Origin of the sequence: Bacillus sp. JJ1562 (genome assembly GCF_036962705.1) — a bacterium.
Lineage (GTDB): Bacteria > Bacillota > Bacilli > Bacillales > Bacillaceae_L > Ferdinandcohnia.
This window is the reverse complement of sequence record NZ_JBALOQ010000034.1, coordinates 61,205-77,961: the sequence shown is the minus strand read 5'-3', so window position 1 is coordinate 77,961 and position 16,757 is coordinate 61,205. Positions and strand designations below refer to the sequence as shown.

The window sequence follows — 16,757 nt, the reverse complement described above, 5'->3', positions numbered from 1 at the left end:
GAAGGTGTAGATGTGAAAAATTTCAAACAATCAGAAATTCTGAAAAATTTACCGAAACAGTTTTTCGCTTCACTTGTTGCAAAGGTGAACAATGTCGTTGCCGATGGGCACGATGTCATAAATTTAGGTCAGGGAAATCCTGATCAGCCAACGCCACAACATATTGTAGAAGCCTTAAAAAAGGCTGCGGACCAACCGAAATTTCATAAATATTCTCCGTTTCGCGGGCATTCATTTTTGAAAAAAGCAGCAGCAGATTTTTATCAACGTGAATACGGAGTTGAACTTGACCCAGAAAAGGAGGTTGCTATTCTTTTTGGAGGAAAAGCAGGATTAGTTGAAATTCCACAATGCCTTTTAAATCCAGGTGATGTTGCATTGGTCCCAGATCCTGGTTACCCCGATTATTGGTCAGGGGTTGAACTTGCTAGAGCCGAAATGGCTTATATGCCACTGAAAGAAGAAAATGCCTTTTTACCTGACTACTCTGAGATTGATTCGGAAAAGCTTGAAAAAGCGAAGGTCATGTTTTTAAATTATCCAAACAACCCAACCGGTGCTGTAGCTACAAAGGATTTTTTTGAAGAGACAATCAACTTTGCAAAAGAGCATGATATTTGTGTAGTACATGATTTTGCATATGGTGCAATTGGATTCGAAGGGAAAAAACCGATAAGCTTTCTAGAAATTGATGGTGCCAAGGATATCGGAATTGAAATATACACTCTTTCAAAGACTTATAATATGGCAGGCTGGAGAGTTGGTTTTGCAGTTGGAAACCCAAGCGTGATTGAGGCGCTAAATTTAATTCAAGACCATATGTATGTGAGTTTGTTCAGTCCCGTTCAAGCTGCAGCTGCAGCTGCACTGACAGAGTCTCAGGACTGTGTAAAAGAATTAGTTGATAAGTATGAATCAAGACGCGACGCGTTTATCAGTGCACTAAAAGATATCGGATGGGATGTAAATGCACCTGCAGGCTCATTTTTTGCATGGCTGCCGGTGCCCGAAGGATACACATCAGTTAGCTTTGCAGATCTTTTACTAGAAAAAGCACATGTCGCTGTTGCACCAGGAATCGGCTTCGGCGAATATGGTGATCGCTATGTTCGCGTTGGCCTTCTAACGGATGAAGATAGACTAGTTGAAGCGGCAAACCGAATCAAAAAATTGAACTTGTTCAAAAAATAAAAAACGTTTGACAAGAAAAATAATTCCTGTCATAATCCTAATTAAATTAAGTTTCATGAAAATTAAATTAATGGTTGAACTCGTTATGAGGCTCAACATATAAAATAAAATCTATTTTCTTATTAAGAGCAGGTGGAGGGACTAGCCCAGTGAAGCCCGGCAACCGACTTACAAATCGTAAGCACGGTGCTAATTCTTGCAGCGTTAAGCTGAGAGATAAGAAGATGTTAGTTTGCTAACCTCTTCTTATGAAGAGGTTTTTTCAATTTATTGGAACACTTTTTGAAATGAGGGTTAAAAAATGAGTGAAGTGATTGCTACATATTTGGTACATGATACCGGTGACAACTTAGAGAAAAAAGCTGAAGGCATCGCACTCGGCTTAACAATCGGCTCTTGGACGAATTTACCTAAAATTGAACAAGATCAGCTTAAAAAGCATAAAGGTATAGTAAAAAGTATCAAACAATTAGATAGCGACAACCGAGCAAGCCAATATCTAGGAAAACAAGTAAAAAGGGGCATTATCAAAATTGCCTACCCATCAGCAAACTTCAGTACAGATCTCCCAGCCATTTTAACAACTACCTTCGGGAAACTTTCCCTTGATGGAGAAGTAAAGTTGCTAGATTTAGAGTTTTCTAATGAGTTAAAATCCACATTCCCAGGGCCAAAATTCGGAATTAATGGCATCCGAGAAAAACTAGGAGTGTTTGATAGACCACTAGTGATGAGCATTTTTAAAGGGATCATTGGAAGGGATATGGAGTACCTCAAGGACCAACTTCGGGAGCAAGCCCTTGGTGGGGTAAATATCATAAAGGATGATGAAATCCTCTTTGAGAATCCTTTAACACCTTTTGAACTACGTATTACAGAAGGAAAAAGAGTGCTTGAGGAAGTTTATGCTGAAACCGGACATCGAGCCCTTTATGCTGTGAACTTAACAGGAAGAACCTTCGAACTAAAGGAAAAAGCAAGGAAGGCAGTAGAGCTTGGCGCTGACCTATTATTGTTTAACGTTTTTGCTTATGGCATCGATGCGCTTCAAAGTTTAGTGGAGGATCCGCAAGTTTCGATACCAATTATGGCTCACCCAGCCGTAAGTGGAACACTCACACCATCAGAGTTTTATGGATTTTCAAATAAACTATTACTAGGAAAATTGCTTAGATATGCTGGGGCAGACCTTGTCTTATTCCCTTCACCATACGGTAGCGTTGCTCTTGAAAGAGAGCAGACACTAGCGATTGCATCAGAATTAACAAAAACTGATAAGTCATTTAAGCCTTCATTTCCTGTTCCATCAGCTGGCATTCATCCAGGCTTAGTACCACTGCTTATCAATGATTTTGGAAAAGATAGTGTGATTAATGCAGGTGGGGGTGTTCATGGACATCCAGACGGTGCCGTTGGTGGTGGTAAAGCATTTAATGCCGCCGTCGATGCAGTCTTAACAGGAAAGTCACTTGTTGAATTTGCACAAAATTCCCCTGAGCTAAAACAAGCAATTGATTTATGGGGGTACAAAGAGGTACAGCTATGAACAAACCAATAATCTTCTGTGATTTTGATGGCACAATCACAAATACCGATAACATTATAGCCATTATGAAAAAATTTGCCCCGTCAGGTTGGGAGAAAATCAAGGATCAAGTGCTCACACAGGAAATCCCAATACAAGAGGGTGTTAGTAAAATGTTTTCTCTTTTGCCTTCAGACTGGAGGGGAGAGATTACGGAGTATATCCTAAACCACGCTGAAATTCGAGAAGGCTTTAAGGAGTTTGTTGCATATACAAAAGAACAAGGAATTCAGCTTTACATCGTCAGTGGTGGGATTGACTTTTTTGTTGAGCCATTGCTAGAAGGTCTCATTGCGAAGGAGCAAATTTACTGCAATAAATCTGATTTTTCGAATGAGAAAATTAAAATTTTATGGCCGTATACTTGCGATGATGAGTGCACAAATGAGTGTGGCTGCTGTAAGCCAAGCTTGATTCGTAAGCTTACAAATCAAGATGAATATAAAATCGTCATTGGCGATTCGATTACTGATCTTCAGGCGGCAAAGCATGCGGATAAGGTAATTGCTAGAGATTTTTTAATTGAAAAATGTGAAGAATTGGGGATTGAATATTCACCCTTCCATTCCTTTTTTGATGTAATTGAGATTTTGAAAAAGGAGGTTGTCTCCAATGCTTAATATCAAACAATGGGCAGAGCTTGCGGATATCAAGGATGAACTTGCAAGCCGTGATTGGTTCATGGGGACGAGTGGAAATCTGGCAATCAAGGTCTCCGATCATCCGATTACCTTTCTTGTAACCGCAAGTGGGAAGGATAAGAAGAAAAGAACCGCCGAGGATTTTTTATTAGTAGATGGGGCGGGATACCCTGTTACTTCAACTCATCTAAAGCCCTCAGCAGAAACACTTTTACATGTTGAAATCTATAACAAAACAAATGCAGGCTGTAGCCTCCATGTCCATACCGTTGATAACAATGTCATTTCTGAGCTATATGCTGATAAGGGTGAGGTTGTTTTTAAAGGTCAAGAAATTATTAAGGCTCTTGGATTATGGGAGGAGGATGCTGAAATAAGAATTCCAATCATCAAAAATAACGCTGATATCCCGACACTTGCTCGAAAGTTTAGTGAGCATGTTAACGGTGACTTTGGTGCAGTCCTAATTCGAAATCACGGTATCACAGTCTGGGCAAAAAATGCATTCGATGCAAAAAAACATTTAGAAGCATATGAATTCCTGTTTAGCTATCATTTGAAACTATTAGCACTAAACCCCTTGCAAATCAGGGTTTGAAAATAAAATAAAGAGGTGGAGAAAATGGCAAATATTAAATTCCGTAATACAGGTGAAAGATTAGAGGGTCAAGAGCGTGTTGCAGCATTCTTACAAGAACAAGGTGTTCTTTATGAGCACTGGGACACTAGTAAACTACCTGCAGAATTAAGAGGAAACTGCAAAATCAATGATGAACAAAAAGAGCAAATTCTGTCCATCTATGAAGAAGAAATCAAATCCCTTGGCGAGCGCAATGGATACCAAAAATGGGATGTCATCGCATTATCTGATGCAACTCCAAACCTGGATGAACTCCTAAAGAAATTTGAACAAGTCCATGTTCACACAGAGGATGAAGTTCGTGCAATTGTAGCCGGTCATGGAATTTTTATTATTAAAGGCAGCGGTGACACTGGCTACTTTGATGTAGAACTTGAAGCAGGAGATGTTATTTCTGTACCTGTTGACACGCCTCACTTCTTTACTTTAATGGACGACCGTGAAGTGGTTGCAGTACGTTTATTTATTGACCCAGCTGGTTGGGTAGCACATCCATTCCAAGACCCAGAATTCGCTCAAAACTAAGTAAGAATGATAGGGCTTTATGGAGCTTTTCCATAAAGTCTTTTTTAAATTTAAATATTAAGAATATTCTTTACACTCAAAGGCAAATATGTTACATTTTTGTTCATTGGAATACTGTCTTTTTAATGCATATAATAAAGGTAATTAGGAATTCTTTCTTATAATGAGGAGTGGTGAAAATGAAAATTCGCTATAATTTTGTCCAAAAACTAGATGTGAAATATTGTGATGACAAATTTACAATTCAACAAGCCCTTCAATTTTTAAATGAAACGGGTTATCGTTCAGTGCCAGTATTATCGAAAAATGGTGTAGCATTTGAAGGGTTAATCTATAAAGTCGATATTTTAGAGTATTTATATGAAAAAAATGGAGATGCAAACGCGAATATATCTACACTTGTTGAAAGCAGAGATGCGTTTGTTTACGAGGAAGATTCCTTTTTTAAAACGTTTTTAACGATTCGTCGCTTGCCGTTTATTGCGGTGTTGGATGCTGAAAAAGAGTTTCAGGGGATCATCACACATGCGAATGTAATGGATGTTCTTGAGGATTCTTTTGGTATGAAAACAGGAGGATATACGTTAACAATCGCTACGATTGAACATAAGGGTGCAATTAAAGAGCTTGTATCTCTGATTCAAGATATTAATATAGACGGCATGCTCACGCTAGATAATGGTGAAAAATATCTCCGCCGAATTATTTTAAATCTACCTGGTTCTCTTGGAGAAGAAAAGATTCATAGTATCAAACGGAAACTAGAAGCGAAGGAATTCCGCGTCACACATATCGACAGAATTAAATGAAAAAATGTTTAGACCTATAGGTTTATTACCTATAGGTTTTTTTTATTACATATTATATGTCGGTTTTGCGTATATTTCGATTGTCGAAAAAACACGAAACATAAAATGAAAGCGGTTACGTACACATTTTTGTAAAATTTTTTAAGAAAAAAATGTCTATTTTTGCGAATCTATTTACATAAATAGTAGATTTTGTAATAATTCATAGAGTAGCAACTAGGGGGATGCACCAATGGTAGTATTGGTTGGCATACGATAGTTGTATGCGGCGTTAGAATTTTCTAACGAGTGAATAAAGGAGTGAAAGTTTTGGAAACCATACGTGTAGATTACAAACAGATACTATTAGAGGAAATTAATAGAAAAAGAGAAGAAATGATCACAATCGCTAATAGTACGGGGTTTACAAGTAATGAAACAATTGAATGTAGTCAAGAACTTGATGAACTTATAAATATCTATCAACGAGCAGAAGCGGCAGAACGAAACCATTCACTATTTCGTCAGTTTTTAAAACGAGTCATGTTATTTTTCGCACTTCAAAAAGTCAGCTACAAATCATAAATGGTCAATCTCAAACAATTCATCAAGGTGGATTGTTTATTTTTTTGGGGATGTCACGTGGTATAAGTCTTAGGGGAAAGAACCTAGATAGTCCATAGAAAAAGGACGCTCAGGGGAGCGTCCTTCTAAATAAAATCAAGCATTGTTCCATTCATTTATTTTTTGATCGGATGGCAATAAAAAGGCCAAGAATCCTAGCAATGGTAGGAAGCCCATCATAATGATGGTTGGTGTCAAACCGATTGCATCAATAATTGAACCAATTGCAACACCACCGATAGCTCCCATACCGAAGGCAAGCCCAACGATTAACCCTGACATCATTCCAATTTTTCCTGGCATTAATTCCTGCGCGTACACAACAGAGACGGAGAAGCTTGATAATAGGATGAAACCGATCACCGTTACGAGCACAATCGCAACATGTGGTCCGACAAATGGCAAGAGTAGGGCTAACGGTGCTGTTCCCAATAGGGATACGATTATGACATTCCGCTTTCCAAATCTATCTGCAAGTGGTCCGCCAAAGAAGGTTCCTAGTGCGCCAGTTGCTAAGAATAGGAAAATATAAATCTGTGCTTGAGAAATGGTATATCCATATTTTTCGATAACATAAAATGAGTAAAAGTTAGTGATGCTTGACATATACCACGTACGTGCAAAAACGAATAATACAAGTACAATCAATGCTAGTTTAATAGCTTTCATGTTTCGTGGTACTGCTGAAACAGCTTTTTTCACTTTCTTTTGAATCTCAATTGTTTTAAGAGTTCGAGCATACCAGCCTGCGATATATACAAGTAAACCAACTGCCAGTGCTGCAACTAACGAAAACCAAATTGCCCCAAATTGTCCAAGTGGGACGAGAATCAATGCAGTAATTACAGGTGCAAGAGCCTGCCCCGAGTTTCCGCCAACCTGATAAATGGATTGTGCCAATCCACGTCTGTCACCAGCCGCCATGTAGGCAACGCGGGAGCCCTCAGGATGGAAAACGGCAGATCCGACCCCGATGAATAGGACAGATAGAATAATGGTTGTAAAGTTAGGTGCAAATGCCAATCCAATTACCCCGAAAAAGGTGGAGGTCAGTCCGATTGGTAAAGCATAGGGCATTGGTTTCTTATCTGTATACCACCCAACAACCGGTTGAGCAACTGATGCTACAATCTGCAATGCGAAGGATATTAATCCAAGCTGTGTAAACGACAACCCCATCGAACGTTCTAAAATTGGAAACATCGCAGGGATGATGGCTTGAATCGAGTCATTAAGCATATGACAAAATCCAATAATGAATAAGATCCCGTAAAGCGTTTTGTTCGCATCTGCTTCTGGACGAGTGGCCTGTGTTTTTGCTGCGAGCATATTATTTTCTTCCCCTTTGTTGACTTCCCTTTTGGTCATTTTAATCCTTTCCTCTATGAAAAACCTTTTTTCCATATTTGTAAAGTGAAAATTCAATATTAATGTAGGAAATCAAGACAGAAAACGCAATATTAATTTTCCTTACATTCACTTTACCTTGTTAGAAATTTCTGATAAATTTAATAGTAAGACAGTATTTGCGAAGTAAGGAGGAGGCATGACATGAAATACAGAAGGTTAGGTCGTTCGGGGCTTAAGGTAAGTGAAATCAGTCTAGGAAGCTGGTTAACTTTTGGTAAAACTGTAGATGAAAAAATGGCAGCGAAAACCGTTCATAAAGCATATGAACTTGGGATAAATTTTTTTGATTCGGCAAATGTATATGAGCGTGGGGAAGCGGAGCGAATATTAGCAAGTGCGTTAAAAGAATACCCAAGGGAATCCTATTGTATAACAACAAAGGCATTTGGAGCGATGGGGGATGGACCTAACGACAAGGGATTATCAAGAAAACATGTCATCGAGCAAGTGCATGCAAGTTTAAAACGGATGGATTTGGATTATGTGGATGTCTTTTACTGTCATCGTTATGACGAGGAGACTCCACTGGATGAGACCTTACGCGCAATTGACGATTTGATTCGTCAGGGGAAAATTCTGTATGTAGGTGTAAGTGAGTGGACTGCCGCTCAAATTCAAGAAGCGATTGCAATTGCGGATAAATATTTATTAGATCGAATCATTGTCAACCAACCTCAATACAATATGCTGCATCGTGATATTGAGGATGAAATTATTCCAGTTTGTGAAAAGAATGGTATTTCACAGGTGGTCTATTCTCCGCTGGCACAAGGTGTATTAACAGGAAAATATAGAGGAGGCTCCATTCCTAGTGGAAGTAGGGGAGCAAACTCCCAGTTAAATTCATGGGTGAAAAACATCATTGATGGGATCGTCTCAACGAAGCTAGATCGGCTTGAGGAATTTTCAAATGAACTAGGAGTTACCTTACCTGAATTAGCCCTATCATGGATTTTAAGACAGCATAATATCGCGAGTACTCTTGTTGGTGCAACAAATCCGGAACAAATTGAGGCAAATGCGAGAGGTTCGGAGCTAGTCCTTGGATTTGATGAGATTAAGAGAGTGGAAGCGATTCTGACAGTTTAGTACTCAATAATAACAAAACCCACTTTACCCAAAAGTGGGTTTTGTTATGGGGAAGTTTACAATTTCTTTCACTTCAAATTAATAATTTTTGTGTATACTAGTATGGACCCTATACAAAAGAGGTAACGAAGATGAACTCTATTACAATTACAATTCTTGAAACCAGTGATATTCACGGCAATATTTTTCCGATTAATTACGGGAGCAATGAGACTGTAGGTCTTGGGCTTGGTAAAATTGCGACTGTCATTAAACAAGAGAGAAGTCGGAATAGGAACACAATCCTTATCGATAATGGAGACTTAATTCAAGGAACACCTTTAACCTATCATTATGTACGTTCAAATAATCATAAACAAAATCCAATGATTACACTATTAAATGATCTAAATTACGATGCAGCAGTAATTGGAAATCATGAATTCAATTATGGAATGGAAGTGTTACAAAAAGCCATAAAAGAATCCGATTTTCCATGGCTTTCTGCAAATATTTTAAATGAAAAAGGGGAGCCATTTATCGGAAAGCCTTATATTCTGGTTGAGCTTGAAGATGGGGTTAAGGCTGCGATTCTTGGTGTTACCACACACTATATCCCGAATTGGGAGAATCCTGAATATATTAAAGGGTTTACGTTTGATGATGCCTTTGAATCGACGAAAAAATGGGTGGAAGAAATTCGTAAACAGGAAAATCCGGATGTAATGATTGTTTCCTATCATGGGGGATTTGAAGCAGATCTTGAAACTGGTCAACCTACTGAAAAGCAGACGGGGGAGAACCAGGGATATCGGATTTGTGAGGAGATTGAGGGTATTGACCTATTATTAACAGGTCACCAACATCGGTCACTTGCTGGCAAAGTAAACGGTGTGCCGATTGTGCAACCGAGCTTTAACGGCCAAGCAATTGGTAAAGTTACGCTAACACTTACGAAAAATAATGATAGGTGGACGATTTCCGATTCAAATCCTGAACTCATTTTTGTTAATGAAATAGAAATGGACGAGAGCTCCCTTCAGTTAGTAAAAGAATATGAAGCTGTGACACAGGAATGGTTGGATCAACCAATCGGTAAGGTAATCGGTAATATGACAATTGAGGATCCACTAAAAGCTCGCATAAAGGATCATCCACTCGTTGAATTTATTAATAAAGTACAAATGGATGTTGCAAAAGTATCGATTTCAAATACAGCCCTTTTTAATAATGTCACAAAAGGGTTTCCAACAAATATTACGATGAGAGATATTGTCTCCAATTATATTTATCCAAACACGTTAACTGTGATTCGAATTAGCGGTAAGGACATCAAAGAAGCATTAGAAAGAAGTGCCAGCTATTTTATGGTTGAAAATGGCGATGTGACTGTAAATCCATCCTTCACAACACCAAAGCCACAGCATTACAATTATGATATGTGGGAAGGAATTAATTATATTTTCGATATTTCAAAGCCCATTGGCAAGCGTGTCATAGAGTTATCCTTAAAAGGCGATCCAATTCAACATGATGAAGAATATGATGTCGTCATGAATAACTACCGGGCAGGTGGTGGTGGGGAATATATCATGTTCAAGGATAAGCCAATTATTAAGGATATCCCTCTTGATATGTCTGAACTTATCGCGAATTACATTTTGGAAAGAGGAACAATTGAAGCTACTGTTGATGAAAATTGGAAGGTTATTTGGTAAATAAAAAGCCCACGGATGAAAAATTCCGTGGGCCTTCATATGTCTAGCTTCAGAAGCCATCGGCTCGAGGTCACAAGCCGATAAGCGGGCCACTTGCGCTTATCTAAATTATTTTGGCTGTTCTACATTCGGCTGGATTAAAACCTCAACACGTCGATTAAGTTTCCGTCCTTCAGCTGTTTCGTTTGTCGCAACAGGCTCATACTCACCAAGACCACGAGCACTAAAAAGTCTCGGATCAAGTTGTTTATTTTCTAATAAAAGACTCATAAAATTAACCGCACGCATGACACTTAAATGCCAGTTGCTATTAAATTCATGATTATTCATTGGAACAGTATCGGTATGTCCACTAACAATGATATTACGAGGTGGGTTCATCACCAAAAGCTCTGAAATTTCACGAGCTAGCTTAATATCCTCTGATCTGACCTCTGCGCTTCCTGGATTAAAGAAAGCACCATCCTGAATCGTAACGAGTAACCCTTCATCTGCTAAACGGGTTTTAAGACTTAAATCTAAACCATTATCGGTGATATAGCCATTGATCTTTTTTTGTAATTCCTTTAGTTCTTCTTGTTCTTGTTTTTCTTTCTCTTTTTCTTTCTCTTTCTCTTTCTCATTATCGATTGCAGCATTATCAATTTCAACAGGCACCGGACTCTCATATTCTAAAAATGATGTACCGCCGCTAAAAACATTATTAAAGGAGCTTGCGAGCTGTTGGAATTTCTGAGCATCCACATTACTTGCAGCAAAAAGAACAATGAACAGAGCGAGCAATAATGTTAATATATCGGCATAAGGCACCAACCATGATTCATCCACATGCTCATCGTGTTTTGTTTTTCGTTTTTTTCTAGCCATCTATCATTTCACCTTCAGTCAAAACCTTCCCGCGGTCTTTTTTCGATAGATACATTGAAAGCTTTTGTTCGATTGCACGTGGTGATTGACCTTCGAGAACAGATAATACGCCTTCAATCATTACTTCCTTGATTTTTATTTCTTGCTTTGATTTTTGTTTTAACTTATTTGCGAATGGATGCCATAGCACATATCCTGTGAAAATCCCCAGCATTGTTGCAATGAACGCGGCTGATATTGCTTTTCCTAATTCATCGGTATTATCCATATGACTTAATGCTGCGATAAGCCCAACAACAGCACCTAGAACCCCTAAGGTTGGTGCATATGTTCCTGCTTGCGAGAAAATAGCAGCCCCAGATAAATGACGTTCTTCCATTGCTTCAATTTCTTCCGACATCACATCACGGATAAATTCTGCACTTTGACCATCAACTGCCATACTTAATCCGTTTTTTAAAAATGGATCTTCGACTTCAGCTACTTTTACTTCAAGTGCTAAGAGTCCTTCCTTACGGGCAATGGTGGCCCAATTTGAGAACATCGGAATCAGTTCCTCAACAGATAACATTTTTTTTTCTTTAAAAAGTACCCCAAATAATTGTGGGACTCTTTTTAATTCACTGGTTGGAAAGGCAATTGTGACGGCTGCAATGGTTCCTATGACAATAATTAAAATGGCAGCGGGATTGAGCAGGGCAGAAAAGGAGACTCCTTTTAATACCATACCTACAAAGACGGCTATAAAACCGAGTATTACACCTATTAATGACGATTTATCCAATTTTTATCACCTGTACTTTCATGGATGTTACGAGAGTAGTGTCCATATATTTATCGAATCTATAATTCTACTATCCTTTATATCGACAATCAAAGTAAAAATTTTAGCGAAATTTATCAATTTCTCGCGAAGATTTCGTTGTGGAAAAATTATGTAGAAGTGGTTTACAATGAAAGAGTATACATATTTTCAAATCTCTTATTGAAATGGGGAGCCTATTATGAATTTTAACGATTTTAAGTATGTACGTCCTAAGATGGACGAAGTGGAGCAAACATTTCATGTTGCACTTGAAAAATTTAAGAGTGCAGCAACATACGCCGAGCAAGATGATGCAATGAATGAAATCATTGCGATACAACGAACAGTTGAAACAGCTTTTAACATTTGCTATATCAGACATACAATTGATACGAATGATGAATTTTACAAGGAAGAACAAGATTATCTTGATGAAACTCAACCATTGTTGCAAGGCTTAATAACTAAGTACTATGATGCTCTTGTTAATTCAAAATTCCGAACTGATTTAGAAAACAAATGGGGTAAGCAGCTCTTTGATTTTGCGGAGACACAGATTAAAACTTTCTCGCCAGAGGTAGTTGAGGATCTACAATTAGAAAACAAGCTTTCATCTGAATATACTAAACTAGTTGCCTCAGCGAAAATTATGTTCGAAGGGGAAGAACGTACTTTAGCACAGCTACAACCATTTACTGAATCAACCGATCGTGATATGCGTAAAAAGGCAAATGAAGTTCGTTTCGCATTCTTCAAGGAGCATCAAGAAAAATTCGATGATATTTATGACCAGCTTGTTAAGGTTCGTACTCGGATTGCACAAAAATTAGGGTATAAAAACTTCGTTGAGCTTGCATATGTAAGATTATCAAGAACCGATTACAATGCAGAAATGGTAGCAAACTTCAGAAAGCAAGTGAAGGACCATATCGTTCCATTAGCGGTGAAACTAAGAGAACGCCAAGCAGAACGCATTGGCCTTGATAGCTTAAAATACTACGATGAATCATTCAGTTTTAAGTCTGGTAATGCTGTACCGAAGGGAGACCCAGAATGGATCATCGAAAATGGGAAGAAAATGTATGAAGAACTATCTGAAGAAACAAAAGAATTCTTCAATTACATGATTGACTCGAATTTAATGGACCTTGTAGCGAAAAAAGGGAAGGCTGGTGGAGGCTACTGTACGTATATTAGCGATTACCAAGCACCATATATTTTCTCAAACTTTAATGGAACATCAGGAGATATCGATGTGTTAACACATGAGGCGGGACACGCTTTCCAAGTCTATTCAAGCAGACATTACGACGTTCCTGAATACAATTGGCCAACATATGAAGCAGCAGAAATCCATTCGATGAGTATGGAATTCTTCACATGGCCATGGATGGAGTTATTCTTTAAAGAAGATACAGATAAATACAAGTTTAATCATTTAAGTGAGGCATTATTATTCTTACCATATGGTGTTGCAGTGGATGAATTCCAACACTTTGTGTATGAAAATCCACAAAGCACACCTACTGAACGCAATAAAGCATGGAGAGAAATCGAGAAAAAATATATGCCACTTCGCGATTATGATGGCAACGAGTATCTCGAGGAAGGCGGTTTCTGGCAGCGTCAAAGCCATATTTACACAACTGCATTCTACTATATTGACTATACATTAGCACAAATTTGTGCGTTCCAATTCTGGAAAAAATCAAGAGAAAACCATGATGAAGCATGGGCAGATTATATTCACCTATGCAAACAAGGCGGAAGTAAGCCTTTCACAGAGCTAGTGAAGGTCGCAAATTTACTTTCTCCATTTGAAGAAGGTACGGTTCAATCTGTAGTTGGTGAAATTGAAGCATGGCTAAATAGTGTAGACGACAAACAACTGTAAAACGTAAGGACTGTGGGTGTTTCCACAGTCCTTTTTGTGCAAATTGAACAAATCAAATACGCGTTGACGTATTTGCGCCCGAATTTTAGGCCGACATGAAGTGGGTCATAAAGACGTTGCCACAGGAATTGACGTTTTTAGTCTGAGTTCATTAAATTCAGTCGGGATTTTAGCCTGACTGAATAAATTTAAAGTCTAGTTTATGCAAAAATGAGCTATTAAGGATATAATAAAAACATCAAATTGAAATTGAGGGTGTTTTCATGATTCATTTAAAAACAAAAAGAGAAATTGAATTAATGCGCGAAGCGGGACAAATTTTGGCAGCATGCCATAAGGAAATTCGCAAATTGATTCAGCCTGGAATTACGAGTCTAGAGATTGACAGCTTTGCTGAGGATTTTATTAAAAAGAATGGTGCTACGCCTGAACAAAAAGGCTATAAGGGCTATAAATATGCAACATGTGCATCAATAAACGATGAAATTTGTCATGGATTCCCTAGAAAGGCTCCATTGAAGAGTGGAGATATCGTGACAATCGATATGGTGGTGAACCTTGGGGGCGCACTTGCTGATTCTGCATGGTCATATGGTGTCGGTGAAATTTCTCCAAAAGCGGAGAAACTTCTCGATGTTACCAAAACAGCTATGTATAAGGGGATTGAACAAGCTGTAATTGGTAACCGACTTGGAGACATTGGCCACGCCATTCAATCCTATACAGAGGGTGAAGGCTTCTCAGTAGTTCGTGATTTTATTGGACATGGAATTGGACCAACAATGCATGAAGAGCCTCAGGTTTTACACTATGGTCTTCCAAACAAAGGATTACGTTTAAAAGAAGGTATGGTTTTCACAATTGAACCGATGGTGAATGTCGGTAAATGGCAATCGAAAATGGATAAAAACGGTTGGACCGCACGTACCATCGATGGCGGCTTATCCGCACAATATGAACACACATTAGCTATCACACAGGACGGCCCACTTATTTTAACGGATCAGGATTCATAAGAATGAAAAAGTGTCACATCAATTGTGGCACTTTTTTAGTTAAAGAAAAGTTTCAATTAGTATGGGAAAAACCGAATGCGCAACCCAATGAAAATAAAGTGGGAAAAGAATGACAAGCAAGTTTCCGTATAAGCAGTATCTACAATAAAACCTCTTTTGCGTACCTGGCTCTTCGGCGATTGACGCAAAAACAGCTCCCACTAAACTCGTAAAAATGAAAAAGCCGTACCCAAATAAAGAGTCAAACCTTAGATTATACAAAATAAACCCCAATGACGACCCATTTAAAAACAATAAGAAAAAGGACATAAATAAGAACACTTTTGGAATAATGGACATGTTTTCCACCTCATTAATATATATGAGGTTCGGGTATGGTAGATGACAGACATGAGAATTTTTGTGAAGGAAATGAACGGTTTGACCTGATATGTGTTGACTAATGTATATTTCTTAAAAAGGTTTAAAGCCAGGGGAAAGATGTGATTATTAAAACTTCCAAAAATTACTTGTATGCATGCCTAAAATATGATTAAATTAATCAACTAAATTACTTCTTTTTGGAAAAGGAGATATACACATGATTACAATAAAACGGTTATCTGAATGTACGCTTGAGGATGCAGTAGTAGCTTGGAATAAGGGGTTTGAAGGATATTATTTTGATATGACTACAACGGCTGATCTTTTTACAAGAAGACTGATTTTGGAAGGGCTTTCTCCGACCCTTTCAGTCATTGCCTATGATGGGGATCGGCCAGTAGGTCTTATTTTAAACGGGATTCGCCTCATTAACGGCAAGAAGGTTTCTTGGAATGGTGGAACAGGAGTTGACCCTGAATACCGTGGGAAGGGTGTTGGCAAGAAGCTAATCGAAGCTGTTCTAGTAATCTATGAAGAGGAAGGTGTAGAGATTGCTACACTTGAAGCTATTAAAGAAAATGAAACAGCCATTTCCTTATACGAAAAGGTCGGCTACAAAATTATAGATGAATTAGTTCATTTACAGCATACAGGTCAATTATCGAAGGAAGCCTTTCTTTCTGAAAAAAATCAATTTACTTTCATAAAAGGAATTCCAATTGACGCTTTACAAGTTCCATTCTATACAGCAATGGTTCCGTGGCAAACGCAGTGGAATAATGCACGTGACGGTGAATTAATCCTTACATTGGATGAAGACGAAGCAATTGTTGGTTATGCAATTTTTAAAAGGCTGTTTAATGAGGAAGGGGAGCTTCAATCTATTATTCTATTCCAATGTGAGGCCGATCCATTGCATGAACAAAAAGAAGACATTGTAAGGGAGCTTTTAAAAATGGTATTTGGTCAAACAAGTCTTCATGTTGCAAGAACCGTAGCAAATATGTCAGTGTCGAATAATATTTTGCGTGATTTATTAGAAAAAGAAGGATTTAATGTAAAAGCAGAGCAAGTCTTTATGATAAAATGAATTATTAGAATATTTTTACCAATCGTGGTGCCTAAAATGGGGGAGGTAAATGAAAAGAATCATTTTACGTGATGTCACGATGGAAAATTTGCTTGATGTCATTAAGTTGAAATCAGAGGATAAAGAGTTTTCTTTGTTCGAAAAATGGGTTAGCTCGAATGTTTTTTCACTTGCCCAAGCAAAAGTCCAACCTGGTTGGGTAACGAAGGCAATTTATGATGGAACTCTGTTAATTGGATTTACCATGTTTGGCCTCGATAATGAACGAAATCGTTTTGAACTATGTAGGATTATGATTGATTATAAATATCAGGGAAAGGGTTATGGAACCGCAGCGGTGAAGGAAATTATTTCAGAAATGATAAGGATATTGCCCTATTGTGATGAGATTTACTTATCGGTTATTCCTACAAATAAAGCAGCCATCCATGTGTATACAAACGCAGGATTTACGAGAACAGGCGAAATCATAAAAGGCTTTGTCGATGAAGATGTATATAGTCTTAAAGTTTGAGTTACTGTAATTTGGAAG

At 38.1% G+C, this 16,757-nt stretch carries 16 protein-coding genes and 1 riboswitch; of the genes, 13 read left to right on the top strand and 3 right to left on the bottom strand.

The window, feature by feature from the left end:
* Positions 1-12 precede the first annotated feature (12 nt).
* From V7097_RS18955 to V7097_RS18925, 7 genes are all read left to right on the top strand, one after another.
* Positions 13-1,191 (top strand): pyridoxal phosphate-dependent aminotransferase, encoded by a 1,179-nt coding sequence (locus tag V7097_RS18955; RefSeq protein WP_335705209.1) that lies wholly within the window; start codon positions 13-15, stop codon positions 1,189-1,191.
* A 116-nt stretch (positions 1,192-1,307) separates the two neighbouring features.
* A riboswitch (SAM riboswitch) is annotated at positions 1,308-1,414 on the top strand.
* A gap of 78 nt (positions 1,415-1,492) precedes the next feature.
* Positions 1,493-2,737, top strand: coding sequence for a 2,3-diketo-5-methylthiopentyl-1-phosphate enolase (mtnW, locus tag V7097_RS18950; RefSeq protein WP_335705208.1), 1,245 nt, complete (start codon positions 1,493-1,495; stop codon positions 2,735-2,737).
* Positions 2,734-3,396 carry a 2-hydroxy-3-keto-5-methylthiopentenyl-1-phosphate phosphatase gene (locus V7097_RS18945; RefSeq protein WP_335705207.1) on the top strand — a complete coding sequence of 221 codons (663 nt, stop codon included), beginning with the start codon at positions 2,734-2,736 and terminating at the stop codon, positions 3,394-3,396. The genes mtnW and V7097_RS18945 overlap by 4 nt, the downstream gene beginning before the upstream one ends.
* Positions 3,389-4,015, top strand: a complete 627-nt coding sequence (locus V7097_RS18940) for a methylthioribulose 1-phosphate dehydratase (protein ID WP_335705206.1) — start codon at positions 3,389-3,391, stop codon at positions 4,013-4,015. Before V7097_RS18945 ends, V7097_RS18940 begins: the two co-directional genes overlap by 8 nt.
* Positions 4,016-4,039: 24 nt before the next feature.
* Positions 4,040-4,582, top strand: a complete 543-nt coding sequence (locus V7097_RS18935; RefSeq protein WP_335705205.1) for a 1,2-dihydroxy-3-keto-5-methylthiopentene dioxygenase — start codon at positions 4,040-4,042, stop codon at positions 4,580-4,582.
* Between the two features lie 179 nt (positions 4,583-4,761).
* Entirely contained in the window at positions 4,762-5,391 is a 630-nt protein-coding gene (gene cbpA, locus V7097_RS18930) for a cyclic di-AMP binding protein CbpA (protein ID WP_335705204.1), read from the top strand.
* A 309-nt stretch (positions 5,392-5,700) separates the two neighbouring features.
* Positions 5,701-5,955 (top strand): aspartyl-phosphate phosphatase Spo0E family protein, encoded by a 255-nt coding sequence (locus V7097_RS18925; protein WP_335705203.1) that lies wholly within the window; start codon positions 5,701-5,703, stop codon positions 5,953-5,955.
* Between the two features lie 135 nt (positions 5,956-6,090).
* Here V7097_RS18925 and V7097_RS18920 read toward each other — a convergent pair whose 3' ends face one another.
* Positions 6,091-7,323 (bottom strand): MFS transporter, encoded by a 1,233-nt coding sequence (locus tag V7097_RS18920; protein WP_335705273.1) that lies wholly within the window; start codon positions 7,321-7,323, stop codon positions 6,091-6,093.
* Between the two features lie 222 nt (positions 7,324-7,545).
* Between V7097_RS18920 and V7097_RS18915 the strand changes: the two genes are divergently transcribed.
* Complete coding sequence (locus V7097_RS18915) at positions 7,546-8,493, top strand: aldo/keto reductase family protein (RefSeq protein WP_335705202.1); 948 nt, start codon at positions 7,546-7,548, stop codon at positions 8,491-8,493.
* 131 nt (positions 8,494-8,624) lie between these two features.
* The gene (locus tag V7097_RS18910; protein WP_335705201.1) at positions 8,625-10,190 is read left to right on the top strand and encodes a bifunctional metallophosphatase/5'-nucleotidase; all 1,566 of its coding nucleotides are present in this window, start codon (positions 8,625-8,627) and stop codon (positions 10,188-10,190) included.
* A 108-nt stretch (positions 10,191-10,298) separates the two neighbouring features.
* On the opposite strand, the gene motB is transcribed toward V7097_RS18910, so the two are convergent.
* Together motB and motA are read right to left on the bottom strand one after the other, a co-directional pair.
* The gene (gene motB, locus V7097_RS18905; RefSeq protein ID WP_335705200.1) at positions 10,299-11,057 is read right to left on the bottom strand and encodes a flagellar motor protein MotB; all 759 of its coding nucleotides are present in this window, start codon (positions 11,055-11,057) and stop codon (positions 10,299-10,301) included.
* A complete protein-coding gene (motA, locus tag V7097_RS18900; protein WP_335705199.1) occupies positions 11,050-11,841 on the bottom strand; it encodes a flagellar motor stator protein MotA in 792 nt (263 codons plus the stop codon). Before motA ends, motB begins: the two co-directional genes overlap by 8 nt.
* A gap of 220 nt (positions 11,842-12,061) precedes the next feature.
* On the opposite strand from motA, the gene V7097_RS18895 reads away from it, so the two are divergent.
* The 4 genes from V7097_RS18895 to V7097_RS18880 all read left to right on the top strand — a co-directional run bounded on the left by V7097_RS18895 (position 12,062) and on the right by V7097_RS18880 (position 16,739).
* On the top strand, positions 12,062-13,756 hold the full coding sequence (locus V7097_RS18895; RefSeq protein WP_335705198.1) for a M3 family oligoendopeptidase: 1,695 nt from the start codon (positions 12,062-12,064) through the stop codon (positions 13,754-13,756).
* A gap of 263 nt (positions 13,757-14,019) precedes the next feature.
* Positions 14,020-14,772 carry a type I methionyl aminopeptidase gene (map, locus tag V7097_RS18890; RefSeq protein ID WP_335705197.1) on the top strand — a complete coding sequence of 251 codons (753 nt, stop codon included), beginning with the start codon at positions 14,020-14,022 and terminating at the stop codon, positions 14,770-14,772.
* Between the two features lie 580 nt (positions 14,773-15,352).
* Positions 15,353-16,225, top strand: coding sequence for a GNAT family N-acetyltransferase (locus tag V7097_RS18885; RefSeq protein ID WP_335705196.1), 873 nt, complete (start codon positions 15,353-15,355; stop codon positions 16,223-16,225).
* A 49-nt stretch (positions 16,226-16,274) separates the two neighbouring features.
* Positions 16,275-16,739 (top strand): GNAT family N-acetyltransferase, encoded by a 465-nt coding sequence (locus V7097_RS18880; protein WP_335705195.1) that lies wholly within the window; start codon positions 16,275-16,277, stop codon positions 16,737-16,739.
* Positions 16,740-16,757: the final 18 nt, after the last annotated feature.

Excerpts from the sequence above, each read along its gene's own strand:
- V7097_RS18920 (WP_335705273.1), bottom strand. The coding sequence starts at position 7,323 with ATGCTCGCAGCAAAAACACAGGCCACTCGTCCAGAAGCAGATGCGAAC.
- map (WP_335705197.1), top strand. The coding sequence starts at position 14,020 with ATGATTCATTTAAAAACAAAAAGAGAAATTGAATTAATGCGCGAAGCG.
- mtnW (WP_335705208.1), top strand. The coding sequence starts at position 1,493 with ATGAGTGAAGTGATTGCTACATATTTGGTACATGATACCGGTGACAAC.
- V7097_RS18915 (WP_335705202.1), top strand. The coding sequence starts at position 7,546 with ATGAAATACAGAAGGTTAGGTCGTTCGGGGCTTAAGGTAAGTGAAATC.
- V7097_RS18880 (WP_335705195.1), top strand. The coding sequence starts at position 16,275 with ATGAAAAGAATCATTTTACGTGATGTCACGATGGAAAATTTGCTTGAT.
- V7097_RS18945 (WP_335705207.1), top strand. The coding sequence starts at position 2,734 with ATGAACAAACCAATAATCTTCTGTGATTTTGATGGCACAATCACAAAT.
- V7097_RS18885 (WP_335705196.1), top strand. The coding sequence starts at position 15,353 with ATGATTACAATAAAACGGTTATCTGAATGTACGCTTGAGGATGCAGTA.
- motB (WP_335705200.1), bottom strand. The coding sequence starts at position 11,057 with ATGGCTAGAAAAAAACGAAAAACAAAACACGATGAGCATGTGGATGAA.
- V7097_RS18940 (WP_335705206.1), top strand. The coding sequence starts at position 3,389 with ATGCTTAATATCAAACAATGGGCAGAGCTTGCGGATATCAAGGATGAA.
- V7097_RS18910 (WP_335705201.1), top strand. The coding sequence starts at position 8,625 with ATGAACTCTATTACAATTACAATTCTTGAAACCAGTGATATTCACGGC.
- cbpA (WP_335705204.1), top strand. The coding sequence starts at position 4,762 with ATGAAAATTCGCTATAATTTTGTCCAAAAACTAGATGTGAAATATTGT.
- V7097_RS18895 (WP_335705198.1), top strand. The coding sequence starts at position 12,062 with ATGAATTTTAACGATTTTAAGTATGTACGTCCTAAGATGGACGAAGTG.
- V7097_RS18935 (WP_335705205.1), top strand. The coding sequence starts at position 4,040 with ATGGCAAATATTAAATTCCGTAATACAGGTGAAAGATTAGAGGGTCAA.